At 61.3% G+C, this 20,727-nt stretch carries 20 protein-coding genes; 12 read left to right on the top strand and 8 right to left on the bottom strand.

Annotated features, from left to right (window positions below; all coding sequences use genetic code 11):
- The first annotated feature begins 81 nt into the window (after nucleotides 1–81).
- Entirely contained in the window at nucleotides 82–549 is a 468-nt protein-coding gene (locus ACZ5M5_RS23100; protein ID WP_060741056.1) for a TlpA disulfide reductase family protein, read from the top strand.
- A gap of 194 nt (nucleotides 550–743) precedes the next feature.
- Here ACZ5M5_RS23100 and ACZ5M5_RS23095 read toward each other — a convergent pair whose 3' ends face one another.
- The 4 genes from ACZ5M5_RS23095 to ACZ5M5_RS23080 form a co-directional block, all read right to left on the bottom strand.
- The gene (locus ACZ5M5_RS23095) at nucleotides 744–1,148 is read right to left on the bottom strand and encodes an META domain-containing protein (RefSeq protein WP_464738038.1); all 405 of its coding nucleotides are present in this window, start codon (nucleotides 1,146–1,148) and stop codon (nucleotides 744–746) included.
- Nucleotides 1,148–1,582 (bottom strand): hypothetical protein, encoded by a 435-nt coding sequence (locus ACZ5M5_RS23090; protein ID WP_060741058.1) that lies wholly within the window; start codon nucleotides 1,580–1,582, stop codon nucleotides 1,148–1,150. The genes ACZ5M5_RS23095 and ACZ5M5_RS23090 overlap by 1 nt, the downstream gene beginning before the upstream one ends.
- Before the next feature lie 196 nt (nucleotides 1,583–1,778).
- A complete protein-coding gene (locus tag ACZ5M5_RS23085) occupies nucleotides 1,779–2,768 on the bottom strand; it encodes a 2-hydroxyacid dehydrogenase (RefSeq protein ID WP_464738037.1) in 990 nt (329 codons plus the stop codon).
- A 66-nt stretch (nucleotides 2,769–2,834) separates the two neighbouring features.
- The gene (locus ACZ5M5_RS23080; protein ID WP_060741060.1) at nucleotides 2,835–5,585 is read right to left on the bottom strand and encodes a response regulator; all 2,751 of its coding nucleotides are present in this window, start codon (nucleotides 5,583–5,585) and stop codon (nucleotides 2,835–2,837) included.
- Nucleotides 5,586–5,912: 327 nt separating this feature from the next.
- Between ACZ5M5_RS23080 and ACZ5M5_RS23075 the strand changes: the two genes are divergently transcribed.
- From ACZ5M5_RS23075 to ACZ5M5_RS23045, 7 genes are all read left to right on the top strand, one after another.
- Nucleotides 5,913–6,311: a hypothetical protein gene (locus ACZ5M5_RS23075; protein ID WP_464738036.1), complete on the top strand. Its 399-nt coding sequence runs from the start codon at nucleotides 5,913–5,915 to the stop codon at nucleotides 6,309–6,311.
- Nucleotides 6,312–6,527: 216 nt separating this feature from the next.
- Nucleotides 6,528–6,923, top strand: a complete 396-nt coding sequence (locus ACZ5M5_RS23070) for a hypothetical protein (protein ID WP_103310759.1) — start codon at nucleotides 6,528–6,530, stop codon at nucleotides 6,921–6,923.
- Between the two features lie 156 nt (nucleotides 6,924–7,079).
- Complete coding sequence (gene cysM / locus ACZ5M5_RS23065; RefSeq protein ID WP_060741061.1) at nucleotides 7,080–7,982, top strand: cysteine synthase CysM; 903 nt, start codon at nucleotides 7,080–7,082, stop codon at nucleotides 7,980–7,982.
- Nucleotides 7,982–9,352 carry a 23S rRNA (uracil(1939)-C(5))-methyltransferase RlmD gene (gene rlmD / locus ACZ5M5_RS23060; RefSeq protein ID WP_060741062.1) on the top strand — a complete coding sequence of 457 codons (1,371 nt, stop codon included), beginning with the start codon at nucleotides 7,982–7,984 and terminating at the stop codon, nucleotides 9,350–9,352. Before cysM ends, rlmD begins: the two co-directional genes overlap by 1 nt.
- 101 nt (nucleotides 9,353–9,453) lie before the next feature.
- The gene (relA, locus tag ACZ5M5_RS23055; RefSeq protein ID WP_464738035.1) at nucleotides 9,454–11,700 is read left to right on the top strand and encodes a GTP diphosphokinase; all 2,247 of its coding nucleotides are present in this window, start codon (nucleotides 9,454–9,456) and stop codon (nucleotides 11,698–11,700) included.
- A gap of 160 nt (nucleotides 11,701–11,860) precedes the next feature.
- Nucleotides 11,861–12,694, top strand: a complete 834-nt coding sequence (mazG, locus tag ACZ5M5_RS23050) for a nucleoside triphosphate pyrophosphohydrolase (RefSeq protein WP_103310926.1) — start codon at nucleotides 11,861–11,863, stop codon at nucleotides 12,692–12,694.
- A 26-nt stretch (nucleotides 12,695–12,720) separates the two neighbouring features.
- Nucleotides 12,721–13,260 carry a DUF2058 domain-containing protein gene (locus tag ACZ5M5_RS23045; protein ID WP_053124301.1) on the top strand — a complete coding sequence of 180 codons (540 nt, stop codon included), beginning with the start codon at nucleotides 12,721–12,723 and terminating at the stop codon, nucleotides 13,258–13,260.
- Nucleotides 13,261–13,398: 138 nt separating this feature from the next.
- Here ACZ5M5_RS23045 and ACZ5M5_RS23040 read toward each other — a convergent pair whose 3' ends face one another.
- From ACZ5M5_RS23040 to purM, 4 genes are all read right to left on the bottom strand, one after another.
- Nucleotides 13,399–13,593, bottom strand: a complete 195-nt coding sequence (locus ACZ5M5_RS23040; protein WP_025215049.1) for a hypothetical protein — start codon at nucleotides 13,591–13,593, stop codon at nucleotides 13,399–13,401.
- Nucleotides 13,594–13,973: 380 nt separating this feature from the next.
- Nucleotides 13,974–14,687 (bottom strand): DUF3108 domain-containing protein, encoded by a 714-nt coding sequence (locus ACZ5M5_RS23035; RefSeq protein ID WP_060741064.1) that lies wholly within the window; start codon nucleotides 14,685–14,687, stop codon nucleotides 13,974–13,976.
- Between the two features lie 8 nt (nucleotides 14,688–14,695).
- The gene (purN, locus tag ACZ5M5_RS23030; RefSeq protein WP_060741065.1) at nucleotides 14,696–15,346 is read right to left on the bottom strand and encodes a phosphoribosylglycinamide formyltransferase; all 651 of its coding nucleotides are present in this window, start codon (nucleotides 15,344–15,346) and stop codon (nucleotides 14,696–14,698) included.
- Nucleotides 15,346–16,404, bottom strand: coding sequence for a phosphoribosylformylglycinamidine cyclo-ligase (gene purM, locus ACZ5M5_RS23025; protein ID WP_003204658.1), 1,059 nt, complete (start codon nucleotides 16,402–16,404; stop codon nucleotides 15,346–15,348). The genes purN and purM overlap by 1 nt, the downstream gene beginning before the upstream one ends.
- Nucleotides 16,405–16,768: 364 nt before the next feature.
- Here purM and ACZ5M5_RS23020 point away from each other — a divergent pair, with 364 nt between their 5' ends.
- The 4 genes from ACZ5M5_RS23020 (at nucleotide 16,769) to ACZ5M5_RS23005 (ending at nucleotide 20,646) form a co-directional block, all read left to right on the top strand.
- Nucleotides 16,769–17,827: a DUF2066 domain-containing protein gene (locus tag ACZ5M5_RS23020; protein WP_464738034.1), complete on the top strand. Its 1,059-nt coding sequence runs from the start codon at nucleotides 16,769–16,771 to the stop codon at nucleotides 17,825–17,827.
- A gap of 32 nt (nucleotides 17,828–17,859) precedes the next feature.
- On the top strand, nucleotides 17,860–18,933 hold the full coding sequence (locus ACZ5M5_RS23015; protein ID WP_060741068.1) for an AI-2E family transporter: 1,074 nt from the start codon (nucleotides 17,860–17,862) through the stop codon (nucleotides 18,931–18,933).
- Nucleotides 18,934–19,102: 169 nt separating this feature from the next.
- Nucleotides 19,103–19,807 (top strand): DnaA regulatory inactivator Hda, encoded by a 705-nt coding sequence (gene hda, locus ACZ5M5_RS23010; RefSeq protein WP_003178999.1) that lies wholly within the window; start codon nucleotides 19,103–19,105, stop codon nucleotides 19,805–19,807.
- Between the two features lie 212 nt (nucleotides 19,808–20,019).
- Nucleotides 20,020–20,646: a C40 family peptidase gene (locus ACZ5M5_RS23005; RefSeq protein ID WP_060741069.1), complete on the top strand. Its 627-nt coding sequence runs from the start codon at nucleotides 20,020–20,022 to the stop codon at nucleotides 20,644–20,646.
- The last annotated feature ends 81 nt before the right edge of the window (nucleotides 20,647–20,727 follow it).

Raw genomic sequence — 20,727 nt, 5'->3', positions numbered from 1 at the left:
TTCTACTGTGCCGCGAAGTCCCTAGCACCTTAGAGAGGCGACGGGTCGCAGCAGCGTTCACATTCAGACAAGGATTGGTACATGACAAGGCGATTGATGGCGGCACTGACATTCATGGGCATCCTGTTGCTCGCCGGTTGCGGAAACGACTACGGAGTGGACCAGAACGGCCAGGCCATCGACTCGCAGCGGCTGGACAAACAATGGCTGGTGCTCAACTACTGGGCGGAATGGTGCGCGCCATGCCGCACCGAAATTCCGGAATTCAATGCCTTGGCCGAACAGCTCAAGGGGCGCAACGTCGGTGTGTTCGGGGTCAACTTCGACCAGGTGCAGGGCGAAGAGCTCAAGAGTGCCAGCGACAAGATGGGGATTCGCTTCACGGTGCTGGCCCGGGATCCGGCCGAGATCTTCGACCTGCCTCGCAGTGAAGGCTTGCCGGTGACTTACATCATCGATAACCGGGGCAAGGTGCGCGAGCAGTTGCTGGGGGAGCAGACGGCGGCGGGGGTAATGGCCAAGCTTGAGGCGTTGCAGGCGTTCAAATAACCCACTTGTGGTTGAGGGCTTCGTGTGTGACGAGGGAGCTTGCTCCCGCTGGACTGCGCAGCAGGCCCCTGCATTCTGCCTGAAACATCAAAGTGACAGGTGCATCCGGGGGCCGCTTCGCAGCCCAGCGGGAGCAAGCTCCCTCGCCACAGGGTTAACCATGTCCCTGGTCCAACCGGGTGTGTCTGGAGGCCTCAGCCTTCTTCCAGCCACCACCGCAGCGGCTTGCCCTGGGCGGGCCAGAAGCGCATCTGCTCAATGGGCGAGATGTCCCAGCGTTCGACCTTTTCCAGGGCCTGCAAGAAGCGCGTCTCCTGCTCCATCAGCGCCGGGGCGCAGAGCTTGCGGGTGCTGCCGATCTTGCCGAAGCTCAAGCGATGGCCTTCCACGGTGTAGGGCGCGAACCAGTGGTTGCAGCCGCCGTTGCCATAGGCCCGGCCGTCATCCCCAAGGGTGATGGTCAGGTGGCTGTAGTCCATCAATGGCCGTTCGCCGATCCATTCCAGGATATAGCTGCGGTTGTGTTGCAACTGCACAGGTTCAGCGGCACACCCCATCAGGCTCATGCCGATCGACGCGGACAGGGCCAAACGTTTCATCAGGCGGCTTCCTGGCATGTCGGGCACAGGTGTTTTTCACCCACGGTGGTCCAGCCCAGTTCGGCGATCCGTGCGGTGGCGGCCGGTTTCTCGGCCTTGACGCCGAGTTTGGCATCGACGGCGAATTCGAAGCTCAGTGCCTTGGCGCAACCGTCACAGTTGACCTGCCAGGTATGGATCGCCAGTTCGCCGAACACCGGGCCGGTGGTCATGGCGGTCCATTGGCCCATGGGTTTGAGCAGGTGCCGCACGGTGTCCACGGTCAGGCGCATGGACAAATCCTTGCTGCCCTTGAGCGTGACGAGCAATACATCGTTGGCCTGGATCGAGCCGCCATTGCCGGTGACCTGGTAGCGGCCCGGCGCCAGGGCGCGGACTTCGGTCAAGGTGTGCTGCGGGTTCATCAGGGTGTAGCGGAAATCGTGTTCGGCCATGGGTCCTCCAAATAGGCGCGACATGCTAGCACGGGGCATGGCTTGGGATGGTCAACCACGAATCTTGCCGACGAAACTCCACCCCCTGTGGGAGCGAGCTTGCTCGCGATGGCGGAAAATCAGTCAATATTGATGTTGATTGACAGACCGCTATCGCGAGCAAGCTCGCTCCCACAGGGGGTGTGTTGGTTCAGGTTTAGCGGTCCACCAGGTTCTGTGGTGTGCCGGCCGCCCAGGCTGCGATGTTATCCAGGGTGGTCATGGCAATCGCCGCCAAGGCTTCATGGGTGAGGAAGGCCTGATGGGCGGTGATCACCACGTTGGGGAAGGTCAGCAGGCGTGCCAGCACATCGTCTTGCAAGGGCTGGTCGGAGCGGTCCTTGAAGAACAGTTCGGCCTCTTCTTCATAGACATCCAACCCCAAATAGCCCAGTTGACCGCTCTTCAGCGCCTCGATCAGGGCTGGTGTATCCACCAGGCCACCGCGTCCGGTGTTGATCAACATGGCGCCGCGTTGCATCGACGCCAGGGATTGGGCGTTGATCAGGTGGCGGCTCTGTTCGTTCAGCGGGCAGTGCAGGCTGATGATCTGCGCTTGTGCCAGCAGTTCATCCAGAGGCAGGTAGCGGGCACCGAGGGCTTCGATCTGCGGGTTGGGGTACGGGTCGTAAGCGAGCAATTGGCAGCCGAAGCCGGCCATGATCCGCGCGAACGTCGCGCCGATCTGCCCGGTGCCGATCACCCCTACGGTCTTGCCCACCAGGTCGAACCCGGTCAACCCATGGAGGCTGAAATTGCCGTCCCGGGTGCGGTTGTAGGCGCGGTGCAGGCAGCGATTAAGAGCCATGATCAACGCCACGGCATGTTCGGCCACGGCGTGGGGCGAGTAGGCCGGGACCCGGACGATGCTCAAGCCCAGGCGCTTGGCGGCGGGCAGGTCGACGTGGTTGTAGCCGGCCGAGCGCAGGGCGATCAGCCGTGTGCCGCCCGCGGCCAACCGTTCCAGCACCGGGGCGCTCAGGTCATCGTTGATGAACGCGCAGACCACTTCATGCCGCTCGGCCAGGGCCACGGTGTCCAGGTTCAGGCGGGCGGGCTGGAACTGCAACTCGAGGCCGGCGGGCGCCGGGGCTTTGATGAAACTGTCACGGTCGTAGGTCTGGCTGCTGAAAAGAATCGCGCGCATGGTGGCCTCCTGGCTCTGGAATAGGCTCAGTCTAACCGCTACCGGTTCTGTGACTGTTGCGCTGGATCAGGCGCTGATACGCGCCTCGCTGGCGAGGCGGTTGATCGCACGCTCCAGGTCTTCCAGGGCCGCAGCGGCTTTCGGGTCCTGTTGCTTGAGCAGGGTTTCGCTGCGCTGGCAGGCCGCCCGCAATTGCGGTACGCCGCAGTAACGGGTGGCGCCGTGCAGGCGGTGGACCCGTTCGATCAGGGCGTTGTGATCGTTGGCCTCGCAGGCCTGGCGGATCGCTTCGCGGTCGGCTTCCAGGGACGCCAGCAGCATTGCCAGCATGTCCGCTGCCAGATCGGCCTTGCCGGCGGCCAGGCGCAAGCCTTCTTCATGATCGAGCACCAGCAGTTCGCTGCCACCCTGGGCATCGCTGTTGCGCTCCGGCGACTGGTTGCGCAGGGCCAGGCCGGTCCATTTGAGCACCACCTGGGCCAGTTGCCGTTCGCTGATGGGCTTGGTCAGGTAGTCGTCCATGCCGCTTTGCAGCAGGGCGCGTTTTTCGTTGGCCATGGCGTGGGCGGTGAGGGCGACGATGGGCAGCGGCGTGCAATGCCGCTCGCTTTCCCACTGGCGGATCGCCTCGGTGCTCTGGCGACCGTCCATGCCGGGCATCTGCACGTCCATCAGCACCAGGTCGAAGGTTTCCTTCTGCACCGCCTTGACCGCTGCGTAGCCGCTTTCCACCGCCAGCACCTTGGCGCCCATGTCTTCGAGCAGGGTCTGCACCAGCAGCAGGTTGGCCGGGTTGTCGTCCACGCACAGCACTTTCGGGGCACGGCTGGAAACCGGCTCACTGGGTTCGCTGCGGGGCGGGCGCGGGTTGACCAGGTCGGACAGCGCGCGGCGCAACTTGCGGGTGCAGGCCGGCTTGGCCTGCAACTGACTGTGGGGGTTGGGCACCGAGAGGTGGTACAGGGTCTGTTCGGTGGTGGGGCACAGCACGAGCACTTTGCAGCCCAAGTGCTCAAGGTCCCAGATGTGCTGGTTGAGGCGCTCCGGCGGCATGTCGTTGCTGGTGATGCCCAGCACGGCCAGATCGATCGCCTGGTCGGTCTGGTGGGCGACGGTGATGCCGTTGGTCAAGCTCTCCAGGGTGTTGAACGGCGTCACTTGCAGGCCGCAGTCTTCGAGTTGGTGCTGCAAGGCCTGGCGGGCCAGTTCATGGTTCTCCAGCACCGCTACGCGCCGGCCCAGCAACGGCGGGCCTGGCAGGTCTTCGGCATCGTCACGGGTCTTGGGCAGGCGCAGGCTGATCCAGAACTCCGAGCCTTCGCCCGGTGTGCTGTCGACGCCGATCTCGCCACCCATCTGCTCCACCAGGCGCTTGGAGATCACCAGGCCCAGGCCGGTACCACCCGGTTGCCGGGACAGCGAGTTGTCGGCCTGGCTGAACGCCTGGAACAGTGCCCGCACGTCCTGGTTGGACAGGCCGATACCGGTGTCCTGGATGCTGATGCGCAACTGCACGCTGTCTTCGTGCTCGTCTTCGAGCATGGCCCGGGCGACGATGGTGCCCTCGCGGGTGAACTTGATGGCGTTGCTCACCAGGTTGGTGAGGATCTGCTTGAGGCGCAGCGGATCGCCCACCAGCGACAGCGGTGTGTCCCGGTAGACCAGGCTCACCAGTTCCAACTGCTTGGCGTGGGCGGCCGGGGCAAGGATGGTCAGGGTGTCTTGCAGCAGGTCCCGCAGGTTGAACGGAATGCTGTCGAGCACCAGCTTGCCAGCCTCGATCTTCGAAAAGTCGAGGATCTCATTGATGATCCCCAGCAGGCTGTCGGCGGATTTCTCGATGGTGCCCAGGTAATCGAGCTGGCGCGGGGTCAGTTCGCTTTTTTGCAACAGGTGGGTAAAACCGAGGATGCCGTTGAGCGGTGTGCGGATTTCATGGCTCATGTTCGCCAGGAACTCGGATTTGATCCGGCTCGCTTCCAGGGCTTCCTTGCGGGCCAGGTCCAGTTCGATGTTCTGGATCTCGATGGTTTCCAGGTTCTGGCGCACGTCTTCGGTGGCCTGGTCGATGCTGTGCTGCAATTCTTCCTGGGCGTTCTGCAAGGTACTGGCCATGCGATTGATGCCCGAGGCCAGTTCATCCAGCTCCTGGCTGCCCAGCGGTGGCAGGCGGGTTTCCAGGTGACCGTCCTTGAGCTGGGCCACGGCTTGCTTGATCTGGCTCAACGGGCGGTTGATCGTGCGGCCCATGCGCAGGGCCAGCAGCGCGGTCAGGCACAGGCCCGCGGCGATCAGCAGCAGGCTGGCGAACAGGCTGCGATAGCCGCGCAGTAACATGCCGCTGTGGGACAACTCCAGCTCGACCCAGCCCAGCAGACGGTCGGCTTCCTCGGGAATCAGTTCGCCCGCCAGGTTGCGGTGCTTGCCGAATACCGGCAGCAAGTAGCGCGTGGCGTCGTTGCCGGTGCGTTGCAGCAGCTGTGCACTGTTGCCCTCCGGGGCCCGGTTGAGCATGGTCGGGCCGGCGTGGGCCAACGGCGCGCGGTCGGGGGCGAGGAAAGTCACGGCGCGCACGTCCGCTTGCTCGAGGGACTGGGTGGCGATGCGCTCCAGCAGATCGGTGTCCTGGCGGCTCATGGCAGGGGCGACCAGCGGGGCCAGTTGCTCGGCGATCATCTCGCCACGTTGCAGCAACTGGGCGTGCAGGTCCGATTGCTGCATCCAGGTGAAATAGCCGCCCAGGACCAGCGCCATCAGGCTGGTCGGCAACAGGGTCAGCAACAGCACGCGGCCTTTGATTCCCAGTTTCTTGAGCACACTTGTCTCCTGCATCCAGCGGTCTGATTGAGCTGTGCGCGCATCCGGCACGCACCACCTGCGCAGTGTAGCGATTTGCAGGCGGGCAATCTTCGTAAATTCATGTCTGCCATGCATTCGTAGCGCTGGGCAATTGCCCAGGGCGATAAGTGGCGGTGGCGTCTGGCGTCGATCTTGCGATGACCGAGTAGGCAACCTCAGAGCCTTTTTTTGGCTCAGGCCTGCCCTTTGACCATCGGTCGGGCCTGTCAACCTTGACAGGTGTCCTTTTCTTTCTTCTGTTTAAGCTCGGTGTCGTGAGTTATATAAATTCATCAGGAGAAAAACATGAATACCGTCAGCACAGAAGAAAAGTTAAAGCGTGTAAAGTCTGCTGCCAAGCTTAACGCGAAAGGCTCAATGACTATTACCCTGAATGGACGCACTATCCAAACGGAGGATGTTTATATTATGGATGCTCCTGATAACTCCCTTGTGGGGTTTATAGGCGATGGAGATGATTTGGCTATCGTGCAGTTCAGCACGTTGACCGAACCGGGTGCCTATAACCTCAAAGAGCACCGTATTTGGATATACGTTGCGTTTGACGGTTTAATCTGGGATGCAGAGACTGGAGATTTAACGCTTGAGGTAATCGAGCTGAAGAGTAAATACAAAGGTCGTTTTGATATAAAAACCCTGGACCACCGGAAAGTGGATGGGGTATTTGACGTCCGGAAGGTATAGATTCGAGAGTCGCGGATTGGGGGCCGGTTCCCCCCTGAAGGTTTGCTCGATATGCGCTGCAGCGCCAGGCGTCTGCTGGCTCCCTCCGGCTGTTGATGTCAACACTTTTGTAGGCTCCACCGTTTGTCAGGACTGTCATACCTGACAGGTGTGGCAGCGCTTTGGGGCATCGTATTGTTTGGACGCTGTTCCAACTTTCAATCTGGAGTTGCCGCTATGAACGCGAAAGCTGTCAAACCACGCAATGCAACAGGTTCAGTAAAGGTTCGTATTGAAGAACTGAACGCTGACTTCACCTCCTTGGCCGTTTCTTTTTCTTTGCAGCCTTTGCCTAAGATCCAGGGGTACGATTTTGAAGGAGATCCTCAAATAGTTGTCATTGGAACTTCTGGTGTAACAGGTCCGGGTACCTATAGTGTCAGTCCCCACTGGGGCACATCCGTTGCAATGAGTTTTATTCTTACAGCGCTTGGTGGTACCGAGATTACAAGGGATGGAACGATTGTTTTTGAGGTCTATGAACTAGGGAAAAAAGCGAAGGGTACTTTCGATGTTACGCTTCTTTCGTCAGGGCTCAGGGCACAAGGCTCCTTTGACGTCGTCAACGACTGATGTCTCCGTGCAGTTGAACGGAGGGCGAATAGCCGAGCGGGGCGTGTGGGAATCTATTTATATCTTTCGGTTATAGGCACTTCATTTTGAGTGATATGGAGCGCCGACATTTGCCGGTATGATAGGCGCCCCCGCAGTCCGGATTGCGAATACGCCATGACTTTGCAGTACCCCACCATCGCCGATTGCGTCGGCAACACCCCGCTGGTCCGCTTGCAGCGCTTGCCCGGCGAGACCACTAATACGCTTTTGCTCAAGCTCGAAGGGAATAACCCGGCGGGTTCGGTCAAGGATCGGCCGGCGCTGTCGATGATCACCCGTGGCGAGTTGCGCGGGCAGATCCAGCCTGGCGATACGCTGATCGAGGCGACTTCCGGCAACACGGGTATTGCCTTGGCGATGGCGGCGGCGATCAAGGGCTACAAGATGATCCTGATCATGCCCGACAACTCCAGTGCCGAGCGCAAGGCGGCGATGACCGCCTATGGCGCCGAGTTGATCCTGGTGACCCAGGAACAGGGCATGGAAGGTGCCCGGGACCTGGCCGAGCGCATGCAGGCCGAGGGGCGTGGCAAGGTGTTGGATCAGTTCGCCAACGGCGACAATCCCGAGGCCCACTACACCACCACCGGCCCTGAGATCTGGCGCCAGACCGACGGCACCATCACCCATTTCGTCAGCTCGATGGGCACCACCGGTACCATCATGGGCACCTCGCGCTATCTGAAAGAACAGAACCCGAACGTGCAGATCATCGGCCTGCAACCGATGGAAGGCTCGGCCATTCCCGGCATCCGCCGCTGGCCCGAAGAGTATCTGCCGAAGATCTACCAGGCCGACCGCGTGGACCGCATCATCGACATGGCCCAGAGCGAAGCCGAGGACGTGACCCGTCGCCTGGCGCGTGAGGAGGGCATCTTCTGCGGCGTGTCTTCGGGCGGTGCCGTGGCGGGGATGCTGCGCCTGTCCAAGGAAGTGGAAAATGCGGTGATCGTGGCGATCATCTGTGACCGTGGCGACCGTTACCTGTCGACCGGCATTTTCGACGCGCCCAACTGATGGCCAAGCAAGAAAGAGGCTTGCGCTTCCAGCCCAGCGGCGGAAGCCGAGCCCCGCAAGTGCCCACCGGTAAGAAGCAGCGCCTGACCATCGAGCGCCTGGCCAACGATGGCCGGGGCATTGCCTTTGTCGACGGGCGGACCTGGTTCGTCATCGGCGCCCTGGCCGGCGAAGAGGTCGAGGCGCGGGTGCTCGGTGCCCACGGCAAAGTGGTCGAAGCACGTACCGAGCGGGTGTTCCTGTCCAGTGAGCTGCGTCGCGCAACGCCGTGCATCCATGCCGGTCGTTGCGGCGGTTGCAGCGTCCAACATTTGCCCCATGACGAACAGCTTGCCCTGAAACAGCGCATGCTCGCCGAGCAGCTGTCGCGGGTGGCCGGGGTCGAGCCGGAGGAATGGGCCGCGCCATTGAGCGGGCCGGAGTTCGGTTATCGACGTCGCGCCCGGGTGGCGGTGCGCTGGGATCAGAAGGCGAAAAAACTCGAAGTGGGTTTTCGCGCCGTCGGCAGCCAGGACATCGTCGCCATTGGTGATTGCCCGGTGCTGGTACAGCCCTTGCAGCCGATCATGAGTCGCCTGCCGGAGATGCTTCGACGCCTGAGCAAACCCCAGGCGCTGGGGCATGTGGAGTTGTTCGCCGGTTCGTCCCTCGCGGTATTGCTGCGCCACATGGCGCCGCTGTCGGAGGCCGACCTGACCATCCTCAAGGATTTCTGCGCGTTTCATGCAGCCCAGTTATGGTTGCACGGTGAAGGTGAACCACAACCGGTCGAGCCCGGGCAGGCCCTGGGCTTTCGCCTGGATGCCTGGGACCTTGAGCTGGCGTACCGGCCCGGGGATTTCATCCAGGTGAACGCCGGGGTCAACGAGGCGATGATCGCCCAGGCCCTGCAATGGCTGGCGCCGCGTTCCGAGGAACGAGTGCTGGACCTGTTCTGCGGCCTGGGCAATTTTGCCTTGCCGCTGGCCAAAAGCGTGCGCCAGGTGGTGGCCGTGGAAGGCGTGCAAACCATGGTGGACCGTGCGGCGGCCAATGCCGTCAGCAACAATTTGAATAACACTGCCTTTTTTCAGGCCGATTTATCCCAGCCTCTGGCGGGTGCCGAATGGATCGGCGAAGGCTTTTCTGCGGTACTCTTGGACCCACCCCGTGACGGTGCTTTCGAGGTGGTGCGCAAGCTGTCGTCCCTGGGGGCCAAACGGTTGGTTTATGTTTCGTGCAACCCGGCAACTTTGGCCCGGGATACGGTCGAACTGATCAAGCAGGGCTACCGGTTAAAACGTGCCGGGATTCTCGATATGTTTCCTCAAACGGCGCATGTCGAGGCCATGGCGTTATTTGAAGCGAGCCAGGATGGCTTGTCCGACTGACCCGTTCGTGCCAACCCGCCACAGCCCTGGGCGGAAACACGGGCAGCGAAGGTCAGCGAAGTTGACGCATTGAATCTGCGTCGTAGGGAAGGTAAGTAAAGATGGTACAGGTGAGAGCACACCAGCCGATCAACACCGACGGCAGTATCAATCTCGAGGCTTGGCTCGATCATGCGGTCAGCGTCGACATGGCACTGGATCGCGAAGCCTTGAAGGCTGCCTGCGAGTTCGCTCGCGAGGCGGAGCAGCAATACAACGCGGCGAAGAACCTGTGGTCCGAAGGCACCTCGAGTTTCCAGACGGGCCTGGAGATCGCCGAAATTCTCGCTGACCTCAAGCTCGACCAGGACTCCCTGGTGGCGGCGGTGCTGTACCGCGGCGTGCGCGAAGGGCAGATCCAGCTACCGGTGGTCAGCCAGCGCTTCGGCACCGTGGTGGCCAAGCTGATCGACGGTGTGCTGCGCATGGCCGCTATCAGTGCCAGCCTCAGCCCGCGCCAATCCATGGTGCTGGGTACCCAGGGCCAGGTGGAAAACCTGCGCAAGATGCTGGTGGCGATGGTCGACGACGTGCGCGTCGCGCTGATCAAGCTGGCCGAGCGCACCTGCGCGATCCGTGCCGTGAAGTCCGCCGATGACGAAAAGCGCAATCGCGTCGCCCGGGAGGTGTTCGACATTTATGCACCCCTGGCCCACCGTCTCGGTATCGGTCACATCAAGTGGGAGCTGGAGGACCTGTCCTTCCGCTACCTGGAGCCCGACCAATACAAGCAGATCGCCAAGCTGTTGCATGAGCGGCGCCTGGATCGCGAGCGCTTCATCACCGATGTGATGACCCAGTTGCGCGAAGAGTTGCAGGCCACCGGCGTGGAAGCCGACATCAGTGGCCGGGCCAAGCACATCTACTCGATCTGGCGAAAAATGCAGCGCAAGGGCCTGGAGTTCAGCCAGATCTATGACGTTCGCGCCGTTCGTGTGCTGGTCCCGGAAATGCGCGACTGCTACACCGCGCTGGGGATCGTCCACACCTTGTGGCGGCACATTCCGAAAGAGTTCGACGACTACATCGCCAACCCCAAGGAAAACGGCTATCGCTCCTTGCACACCGCGGTGATCGGCCCCGAAGGCAAGGTGCTGGAAGTGCAGATCCGCACCCACGCCATGCACGAGGAGGCCGAGCTGGGGGTCTGTGCCCACTGGAAATACAAGGGCACCGACGTCAAGTCCGGGTCCAACCACTACGAAGAAAAAATCTCCTGGCTGCGCCAGGTGCTCGAGTGGCATGAGGAGCTGGGTGACATCGGCGGCCTGGCCGAACAGCTGCGCGTCGACATCGAACCGGACCGGGTCTATATCTTCACCCCCGACGGCCACGCGATCGACCTGCCCAAAGGCGCGACACCGCTGGACTTCGCCTACCGGGTCCACACCGAGATCGGCCACAACTGCCGTGGCGCCAAGATCAACGGGCGGATCGTGCCGCTCAACTACAGCCTGCAGACCGGTGAGCAGGTCGAGATCATCACCAGCAAGCACGGTACGCCGAGCCGCGACTGGCTGAACCCGAACCTGGGCTACATCACCACATCCCGGGCGCGGGCGAAAATCGTCCACTGGTTCAAGTTGCAGGCCCGCGACCAGAACGTCGCCGCCGGCAAGACCCTGCTCGAGCGTGAGCTCGGGCGCCTGGGGCTGCCGCAGGTGGACTTCGACAAACTGGCCGAAAAAGCCAACATGAAAACCGCCGAGGACATGTTCGCCGCCCTCGGTGCCGGCGATCTGCGCCTGGCGCAGTTGGTCAACCTGGCCCAGCAGTTGGTGGAGCCGGAGCGTGGCAACGAGCAACTGGAGCTGATCCCGCGCAAGGCCACCGGCTACAAGCCGGGCAAGCGCGGCGATATCCAGATCCAGGGCGTGGGCAACCTGATGACCCAGATGGCCGGCTGCTGCCAGCCATTGCCGGGGGATGCGATCGTCGGCTACATCACCCAGGGCCGTGGTGTGAGCATTCACCGCCAGGACTGTGCCTCGGTGTTGCAACTGGCCGGTCGCGAGCCGGAGCGGATCATCCAGGTCAGTTGGGGCCCGGTGCCGGTGCTCACCTACCCGGTGGACATCGTCATCCGCGCCTACGACCGATCCGGTCTGCTGCGTGACGTGTCCCAGGTGTTGTTGAACGAGCGCATCAACGTGCTGGCGGTCAATACCCGTTCGAACAAAGAAGACAACACCGCGCTGATGTCCCTGACCATCGAGATTCCGGGGCTGGATGCACTGGGGCGGTTGCTGGGGCGGATCTCCCAGTTGCCGAACATCATCGAGACCCGGCGTAACCGGACGCCAGGTTAAGCGCAGTCCAAAAATGTGGGAGCGAGCTTGTGGGAGCAAAGCTTGCTCGCGATAACGGTGTTTCAGTCAGCATTCATGTTGTTGGCCAGACCGCCATCGCGAGCAAGCTTTGCTCCCACTGGCCCGCCCCCACAAGATTTTTGTGTGATGGGATGGATTGATGTACAGCCTCGAAGACCTGCTCCACCTCATGAACCGCCTGCGGGACCCGCAGTACGGCTGCCCGTGGGACATCAAGCAAACCTACGCCACCATCGTTCCTCATACGCTTGAAGAAGCCTACGAGGTGGCCGATGCCATCGAGCGCGGCGATTTCGATCACCTGCAGGGCGAGTTGGGCGACCTGTTGTTCCAGGTGGTGTATTACAGCCAGTTGGCCCGGGAAGAAAATCGCTTCGAATTCGCCGGCGTGGTCGACAGCATCACCCGCAAGCTGATCCGCCGCCATCCCCATGTGTTTCCTACCGGTGACCTGTATGCGCCCGTGGATATCCCGCGCTTGAGCGAAGAGCAGGTCAAGCAGCGCTGGGAAGAAATCAAGGCTGAGGAACGGGCCGAGAAAGCCTTGGCGCCCGAGCAGTTGTCGCTGCTCGACGATGTACCGGGGGCGCTGCCGGCGTTGTCCCGCTCGGCGAAATTGCAAAAGCGTGCGGGGCAGGTCGGTTTCGACTGGCCAGGTCCTTTGCCGGTGCTCGACAAAGTCCGCGAGGAACTGGACGAAGTGCTCGAAGCCATGGCCGACAACGATCCGGTGGCTATCAGCGACGAGATCGGCGATCTGTTGTTCAGCGTGGTGAACCTGGCTCGCCACCTCAAGGTCGACCCGGAAACCGCGCTGCGCGATGCCAACGGGAAGTTCGAGCGGCGGTTCCGATTTATCGAACAGGCATTGCGCGACACCCACCGTCCCATGGAAGATTGCACCCTCGAAGAGTTGGACGCCTTGTGGGGCGAAGCCAAACGTCAGGAAAAGAATTTGCCCAGCTGTGGCTGAGGCCGTTGCCTAAGTGAGTAAGCACCATGAGCCTTTCCCTTCGCGACCAGTTGCTCAAAGCAGGGCTGGTCAACCAAAAGCAGGCCAAGCAGGTCGGCAAAGAGAAACAGAAACAGCAGCGCCTGGCCCACAAAGGCCAGATCGAACTGGATGATTCCCAGCAGCGTGCCGCCCAGGAAGCCATGGCCGAAAAGGTCAAGCGCGACCAGGAACTCAACCGGCAGCAGCAGGAAAAGGTCGAGCAGAAGGCCCGGGCCGCGCAGATCAAGCAATTGATCGAAGTCTCGCGCCTGCCGAAGCTGACCACTGAGGATTACTACAACTTCGTCGACGACAAGAAGGTCAAGCGCATCTCGGTCAATACGCTGATGCGCAACAAGTTGAGCAGTGGCTCCCTGGCGATCGTCCACCACGCCGGCGGCTACGAAGTGATCCCGCGCGAGGCCGCCCTGAAGATCCAGGAACGCGACCCCAAGCGCATCGTCCAGCTCAACACCCAGACCGAAGAAGTGGATGCCGATGATCCGTACGCGGCGTATCAGATTCCTGATGATTTGATGTGGTAAGCCGGACGCAATGTCATTGAGTTGAAGCACAGAAACTGTGGGAGCGAGCTTGCTCGCGATGGTGTCATATCAGTCAATCTCTCTGTCACTGATATACCGCCATCGCGAGCAAGCTCGCTCCCACAGGTTTTTTATCGTTCAGGATTCTGCCATTTCACGCGAGCGCAGCCGTTCCTCACGCTCCAGCTCAGCCTTGTAGCTATGGGCGTCCGTTTCGGAGTGGAACATGCCCACCAGCAGATCCTGTTGATGCACATCCCAGATCCGGATACCGGCGGCAATGCCTTCGTGGGACATATGGGCGTCGTCGCGTTCAGTTACTTTCACAGTCATCTTGCAAGCTCCAATCTCTGTTATCTGCAGCAAGGCGTGTGCAGGACTTTGTTATAGATTTGGATAGCGTGCTAAGTAAATGCCCCGGTTCGTTAAGAAGTTTTCATGGAAATCGCAATAATCCTGCAGGCCAGGTGGTGCGCGGCATTCGGTCGCAGGTGTTGTTCATGAAGAAGATTTCATGTTGCAGTGGTAATCCTCCATGAGCACAAACCCTGTGGGAGCGAGCTTGCTCGCGATGGCGGTTTATCCGCGATAAAAATGCTGACTGACACACCGCTATCGCGAGCCAGCTCGCTCCCACAGAGGGTATGTGGTGGGCTTGAAATCCGGGCATTAAAAAGCCCCGCATTTGCGGGGCTTCTCGGTGTTCACTTCGATCAGCTGCCTTTCACAGCCTTGCCATTGACCGTGCCGTCCTGGAGCATGATGTTGTACTCCTTGCCGTCGGTCTCGACCTGTTGCAGGCGCACCAGCAGGTAGTCCCAGTCCTTGGCGAACCAGAGCACGGTGATGCGCTTGCTTTGTGTCGGATCGCGCACGCGCTCGACCTTGATCGCATCGATCTGTCCGGCCTTGGTGTCGACCTTCTCCGAACCCAGCACACGGAAGTCATAGGTATCGACTTCGCCATCATCCACGACCTGATAGCTCATGCTTTTCTTGCCAGCCGCCACGTCATGCTGCAGGGCCAACTGGTAAGTGGATTTATCGACCATGCCACGGTTGAGCGGCAGCTTGACCGCGTCACCGCGATCGGTGCCGGTGACCATCTTGGTGTTCCAGTCGAAGTCCAGGTCGGCCTTCTTGGCCTTGCCCAGGCCACCACGTTCGAAGTGGTAGGACTGTGGCAGCAGGGTGTCCTTGTCCAGGGTCAGGGTGCTTTCTTCGGTCAGGCTGGCGATCATCATCGAAGCCTTGAAGCTCAGCTTCCAGGTGCCGTTGGCCTCCTTGGTCAGGTTGCGCTCGGCGGTGCCGCTCATGGGCAACTGTTTCCAGTCGGCGGTGTAGCTGGCGGAGAACGGTTGAAGTTCTGCGGCCTGTGCCAGGGGCAAGGCAAGCAGAGCGCAAGCGAAGAGCAGGGCGCGACGCATAAAATCTCCTAGTATCGAATCAAATGGCCGCTGGCGGCGAGCAACTGGCCGTCCAGTGAGGCACCGCGATCGTCGAGGGTCAGCCTTCCTTCGGCAAACCAACGTACGGCCATCGGGTAGATCTGGTGCTCGCGGGCGTGAACCCGCTGCGCCAGACTTTGCGGCGTGTCGTGCAACTCTACCGGTATTACTGCCTGTACGACCAGTGGTCCGCCATCGAGTTCCTCGGTGACAAAGTGCACGGAGCAGCCGTGCTCCGTGTCTCCGGCCTCCAGCGCGCGCTGGTGAGTGTGTAACCCTTTGTATTTGGGCAGCAGCGAGGGATGGATATTGAACAGGCGGCCCTGGTAGTGACGCACGAAGCCAGCGCTGAGGATGCGCATGAAGCCAGCGAGCACGACCAGTTGCGGATTGAAGGTGTCGATCTGTTCGATCAGCGCGGCGTCGAAGGCTTCGCGGCCTTCGAACGCCTTGTGATCCAGGACCCGGGTGTCGATGCCCGCGTCCCTGGCGCGTTGCAGGCCGTAGGCATCGGCGCGGTTGGAAATCACCGCACGGATACGGACCGGGCTGTCGCCGGTCCGTGTGCTGTCGATCAAGGCCTGCAAGTTACTGCCGGTGCCGGACAGCAGCACCACCACGTCACAGGTTGCGGACATCAGTGTGCCTTAAGGTTTTTCAGCTCGACCTGTGCGGCGCCTTCGGCCGCGGTGGCGATCTGGCCGATGACCCAAGGCTGTTCGCCGGCTTCACGCAGGACGTTCAGGGCGGTCTCGACGTGCTCCTGGGCTACGCAGATGACCATGCCCACGCCGCAGTTCAGCACGCGGTGCATTTCGGTTTCATCGACATTGCCTTTTTCTTGCAGCCAGTCGAACACCGCCGGACGGGTCCAGCTCGCCACGTCGACCACGGCCTGGGCGCCTTTTGGCAGCACACGCGGGATGTTGTCCAACAGGCCACCACCGGTGATGTGGGCCATGGCCTTGACGGCACCGGTGTCCTTGATCAGCTTGAGCAGCGGCTTGACGTAGATGCGGGTCGGAGCCATCAGCAGGTCGGCCAGTGGCTTGCCGTCGAGCTGGGTGTTTTCAATGTCGGCACCCGAGACTTCGATGATCTTGCGGATCAGCGAGTAGCCGTTGGAGTGCGGGCCGGAGGAAGGCAGGGCGAGCAGGGCATCGCCAGCGGCGACTTTCGAGCCGTCGATGATTTCGGCTTTCTCCACGACGCCGACGCAGAAGCCGGCCAGGTCGTAGTCTTCGCCTTCGTACATGCCGGGCATTTCAGCGGTTTCGCCGCCGACCAGGGAGCAGCCGGACAGTTCGCAGCCGGCGCCGATGCCGGTCACGACCTGGGCAGCGGTGTCGACGTTCAGTTTGCCGGTGGCGTAGTAGTCAAGGAAGAACAGCGGCTCGGCACCGCACACCACCAGGTCGTTCACGCACATGGCCACCAGGTCGATGCCGATGCTGTCGTGCTTGTTCAGGTTCAGGGCCAGGCGCAGCTTGGTGCCGACGCCGTCGGTGCCCGAGACCAGCACCGGTTGCTTGTAGCCGGCCGGGATCTCGCAGAGGGCGCCGAAACCGCCCAGGCCGCCCATGACTTCCGGGCGCGCAGTGCGCTTGGCGACGCTCTTGATGCGTTCGACCAATGCTTCACCGGCGTCGATGTCTACACCGGCGTCCTTGTAGCTCAGGGAGGGTTGCTTGCTCATGATCCAGGCCTTTAGGGGGGATTTCTGGGTAACGACCGACCGCCAGGGCCATTGAATAACCGTTGTACGAATTATTCCGGGGGCCCGGCCGTTGCCGGTCTGCGAAGGCGCGCGATTTTATCAGGCTTGAGGGGCAGCGGCCATCCTCGCGCCGACGGGCAGGGACATATCCGCGGAAAAAAACCGATATTTCTTATATTGGTACTGCGCAACGCCTCTGTATAAGGTGTAGCGGTAACCGGTTATGGTGATGACCGTGCGAAACTTCCGCCGGCGTGTGAATGTTTTGCCGGGTGCTGTGGTCTCAGCCATGCTCAATCTTCTTCACACGGCCTGTTCCAGCCGTTATGTCCGGGAATCTTCCATGCGTTTGTTCAAATTCTTGTCCGTGGGCTGCTTGTCGCTGATCAGCCTGGCGAGCCATGCCGAAACCGTCAATGGCCTCTATCAAGTGCTCGAACCGGTCACCAGCCAGACGCCGGAGGAGCGCAACCAGGCGACGTTGCGCGCCCTGGATACGCTGGTGCTGCGCCTGACCGGCGATGCCAAGGCGGCCCAGAATCCCGGGTTGGCGGCCATCCGCCAGGACCCGCAACAGATCATTCTTCAATATGGCTACGACGCCGGCCCGCCGGAAAGCCTCAAGGTGGATTTCGACCCGGCGAGTACCGACCGGGCATTGCGCTCGGCAGGCTTGTCGCTCTGGAGCGCGAACCGGCCATCGATCCTGGGCTGGTGGCTGAACGACTCGGCCGAGAGCTCCAGCCTGGTGGGCGATGGCCAAGCCAGCGCCACGCCGTTGCGGCGTGCCGCGCAGCATCGGGGCCTGGCTTTGCACCTGCCGCTGGCGGATCTGAGCGAGCAGATCGTCGCCACCGCGCCGAACCTGGAAGGCAGCGACCCGGCGCCTCTGCGCGATGCGTCGGAGCGCTACGCGGCAGACGCCTTGCTGGCGGTCCATGCGAAGGAAGAAGGCGGCCAGTGGCATGGTACCTGGCGCCTGTGGCTGGGGGACCAGCGTGAGCAGGGTACTGCCCTGGGCGCCGATCCTGCGGCCTTGGCCGATGCGGTCATGCTCGCGGTGAGCCAGCGCCTGGCGCCGCGCTTCGTCGCCAAGCCGGGGGTGGCCACGGAGCAATTGCTGGAAGTGCAGGGCATGAACCTGGAGCGCTACGCGGCGCTGGGGCGTTTGCTCGAACCGTTCGCTGGGCAGTTGCAGCGGGTCGAAGGGGACCGGATCGTCTATCGGGTCAACGGCAGTGCCGAACAATTGAAGGCGCAACTGGCCCTGGCAAGACTGCAGGAGGTTCCAGCCGGTGAGGCCGTCGCGCCGGTGCCGGTCGCGCCACCCGCCGCCGATGGCTCGGCCCCGGTTGCAGCACCTGCGCCAGCACCGGCCGCCAATTTGCGGTTCCGCTGGTAGGTTGTCTTTCTTTATATAGCTAGGAGTGGTTCATGGGCGATACGCGGCGTTGGTTCTGGTTGGGTGGGGTTGCCCTGCTGTTCGCGCTTATCTATTTGCTGCATCCGATCCTCACACCGTTCCTGGTTGCGCTGCTGTTGGCCTATCTGTTCGATCCGGTGGTGGATCGCCTGGAAAAACTCGGCCTGTCGCGGACCTGGGGCGTGGTGGCGGTGTTTGCGCTGTTCACACTGATCGTGAGCGCCCTGTTACTGGTGCTGATACCGATGCTCGCCAAGCAACTGGTGCGCCTGTACGAGTTGGCGCCGCAGATGCTCGATTGGTTGCAGCACAGCGCGATGCCGTGGGTGCAGTCGAAATTGGGCTTGGCCGACGGTTTCTGGAAGTTCGACAAGGTCAAGGCCGCCATCAGCGAGCACATGGGCCAGACGACCGATATCGTTGGCGTGGTGTTGAGCCAGGCGACGGCCTCGGGCCTGGCGTTGATCGGCTGGCTGGCAAACCTGGTGCTGATCCCGGTGGTGGCTTTCTATCTGCTGCGGGACTGGGACCTGATGATGGCCAAGATCCGCAGCCTGCTGCCGCGTCAGCGCGAAGAACGCATCATGACCCTGACCGGCGAATGCCATGAGGTCTTGGGGGCGTTCGTGCGCGGGCAGTTGCTGGTAATGGTGGCCCTGGGTTTCATCTACGCGGCCGGCTTGATGCTGGTGGGGCTGGAGTTGGGGTTGTTGATCGGCTTGATCGCCGGGCTGGCGGCCATCGTGCCGTACATGGGCTTTGTGATTGGTATCGGTGCGGCGTTGATCGCCGGGTTGTTCCAGTTCGGCGGTGACTTGTACCCGATGGTCGGCATCGTGGCGGTGTTCATGGTCGGGCAAGCCCTGGAGGGCATGGTGCTGACGCCGCTGTTGGTGGGCGACCGCATTGGCCTGCATCCCGTGGCGGTGATCTTTGCGATCCTGGCCGGTGGCGAGTTGTTCGGTTTCACCGGGATCCTGCTGGCGCTGCCGGTGGCGGCGGTGATCATGGTGCTGGTGCGGCATATGCACGATCTGTACAAGGATTCGGACATTTATAGCGGCGCTGAAGACCCTGATCTGTAGGGCGAATGACCGGCGGGGTGTCAGGGAAACTGACGCTCCGCGCCCTTGCTGCTGCAAACCTTTGATTTTGCTCGTGGTCCGGCGCATTGTGCGGTCCGCGCCACGGGTATAAACTTTGCGCACTTTACACAGAGGCCACTAACGGTTCCTTGGGAACTGTTCAGTCAGCATGAAACCGATTCAGCTGCCCCTAGGTGTGCGTCTGCGTGATGACGCTACCTTTATCAACTACTACCCAGGCGCCAATGCCGCTGCACTCGGCTATGTCGAGCGGCTCTGCGAAGCCGACGCCGGCTGGACCGAAAGCCTGATCTATCTGTGGGGCAAGGACGGGGTAGGGCGCACGCACCTGTTGCAGGCGGCTTGCCTGCGGTTCGAGCAGTTGGGCGAGCCGGCCGTGTATCTGCCGCTGGCTGAATTGCTGGATCGCGGCGTTGAAATCCTCGACAACCTTGAACAGTACGAATTGGTCTGCCTGGACGATCTCCAGGCCGTGGCCGGCAAGGCTGACTGGGAAGAAGCGCTGTTTCACCTGTTCAATCGGTTGCGCGACAGCGGTCGGCGCTTGTTGATCGCCGCCTCGACGTCGCCTCGGGAGCTGCCGGTGAAACTGGCGGATCTCAAATCCCGTCTCACCCTGGCGCTGATTTTCCAGATGCGCCCGTTGTCCGACGAAGACAAACTCCGTGCCTTGCAGCTACGCGCTTCCCGACGTGGCCTGCACCTGACCGATGAAGTCGGGCATTTCATCCTCACCCGTGGCACCCGCAGCATGAGCGCATTGTTCGAGCTACTCGAGCGCCTCGACCAAGCCTCGCTCCAGGCCCAGCGCAAGCTGACTATTCCTTTTTTGAAAGAAACTTTGGGCTGGTAGAACCGTTGTGAGTAGTGGCTCATGGCCTGTTCTGGACGCGGCGAAACCCGCGGTCCTGCTGGGTTGCAGGCTGCGTGACGTTCAAAATGGGCTTAAGCGCTTAGATGTAAACGTAAAACCGAGAAGTCACATTTGCATCGATTGAATTTGCAAATGAGGTTGATAGAAGGCATAGTCTCGCCATCTTTACTACTTCAGCCACGGTCGTGCCCATGCTAAATCGCTTCGCACCCCTCGTGCCTCTCGCACTCGTTACCCTGTTGTTCGGTTGCGCTGCCCACTCTCCAGTGTCCCAGCAAGCGCCACAACCACAGGTCCGGAATTCCGTTACCGCCCAGTCTTCCTCCGTTGCGTTCCAGGAAGAAATGGCCTCCGACAAAGAACTCGCAGCCTTCGCCGGCAGCAAGCCTTACCAGCTTCCAGTACTGGCTGACAGCATCCTGGAACGTGGCATGTCGCTGATCGGTACCCGCTACCGTTTTGGCGGTACTTCTGAAGCCGGCTTCGATTGCAGCGGTTTCATCGGTTATCTGTTCCGCGAAGAGGCTGGCATGAACCTGCCGCGTTCCACTCGCGAAATGATCAACGTGAACGCCCCACTCGTAGCGCGCAATCAGCTGGAGCCCGGTGACCTGCTGTTCTTCAGCACCAACGGTCGTCGCGGTCGCGTCAGCCATGCCGGTATCTACCTGGGCGACAACCAGTTCATCCATTCCAGCAGCCGCCGCAGCGGTGGCGTGCGGATCGACAGCCTGGGCGACAGCTACTGGAGCAAGACCTTCATCGAAGCCAAGCGCGCCCTCGCCATGGCACCGACTGTGGTCACTGCTCGCAAGTAAGCACACAGTTTGTAAGGCAAACTTAAAGTCTTACTTGAAGTTTGCCACATAGTCGCTAGAATCCTTGATCATTGATTGATG

The organism is Pseudomonas sp. Van50, assembly GCF_055390755.1.
Note: the sequence above shows the minus strand (reverse complement) of the source record. Positions and strands in the feature narration are given on the sequence as shown.

Bases quoted from the DNA above. Each gene is read 5' to 3' on its own strand.
- ACZ5M5_RS23100 (WP_060741056.1), top strand. From the start codon at position 82: ATGACAAGGCGATTGATGGCGGCACTGACATTCATGGGCATCCTGTTG.
- ACZ5M5_RS23095 (WP_464738038.1), bottom strand. From the start codon at position 1,148: ATGAAACGTTTGGCCCTGTCCGCGTCGATCGGCATGAGCCTGATGGGG.
- ACZ5M5_RS23090 (WP_060741058.1), bottom strand. From the start codon at position 1,582: ATGGCCGAACACGATTTCCGCTACACCCTGATGAACCCGCAGCACACC.
- ACZ5M5_RS23085 (WP_464738037.1), bottom strand. From the start codon at position 2,768: ATGCGCGCGATTCTTTTCAGCAGCCAGACCTACGACCGTGACAGTTTC.
- ACZ5M5_RS23075 (WP_464738036.1), top strand. From the start codon at position 5,913: ATGAATACCGTCAGCACAGAAGAAAAGTTAAAGCGTGTAAAGTCTGCT.
- ACZ5M5_RS23070 (WP_103310759.1), top strand. From the start codon at position 6,528: ATGAACGCGAAAGCTGTCAAACCACGCAATGCAACAGGTTCAGTAAAG.
- cysM (WP_060741061.1), top strand. From the start codon at position 7,080: ATGACTTTGCAGTACCCCACCATCGCCGATTGCGTCGGCAACACCCCG.
- rlmD (WP_060741062.1), top strand. From the start codon at position 7,982: ATGGCCAAGCAAGAAAGAGGCTTGCGCTTCCAGCCCAGCGGCGGAAGC.
- relA (WP_464738035.1), top strand. From the start codon at position 9,454: ATGGTACAGGTGAGAGCACACCAGCCGATCAACACCGACGGCAGTATC.
- mazG (WP_103310926.1), top strand. From the start codon at position 11,861: ATGTACAGCCTCGAAGACCTGCTCCACCTCATGAACCGCCTGCGGGAC.
- ACZ5M5_RS23045 (WP_053124301.1), top strand. From the start codon at position 12,721: ATGAGCCTTTCCCTTCGCGACCAGTTGCTCAAAGCAGGGCTGGTCAAC.
- ACZ5M5_RS23040 (WP_025215049.1), bottom strand. From the start codon at position 13,593: ATGACTGTGAAAGTAACTGAACGCGACGACGCCCATATGTCCCACGAA.
- ACZ5M5_RS23035 (WP_060741064.1), bottom strand. From the start codon at position 14,687: ATGCGTCGCGCCCTGCTCTTCGCTTGCGCTCTGCTTGCCTTGCCCCTG.
- purN (WP_060741065.1), bottom strand. From the start codon at position 15,346: ATGTCCGCAACCTGTGACGTGGTGGTGCTGCTGTCCGGCACCGGCAGT.
- purM (WP_003204658.1), bottom strand. From the start codon at position 16,404: ATGAGCAAGCAACCCTCCCTGAGCTACAAGGACGCCGGTGTAGACATC.
- ACZ5M5_RS23020 (WP_464738034.1), top strand. From the start codon at position 16,769: ATGCGTTTGTTCAAATTCTTGTCCGTGGGCTGCTTGTCGCTGATCAGC.
- ACZ5M5_RS23015 (WP_060741068.1), top strand. From the start codon at position 17,860: ATGGGCGATACGCGGCGTTGGTTCTGGTTGGGTGGGGTTGCCCTGCTG.
- hda (WP_003178999.1), top strand. From the start codon at position 19,103: ATGAAACCGATTCAGCTGCCCCTAGGTGTGCGTCTGCGTGATGACGCT.
- ACZ5M5_RS23005 (WP_060741069.1), top strand. From the start codon at position 20,020: ATGCTAAATCGCTTCGCACCCCTCGTGCCTCTCGCACTCGTTACCCTG.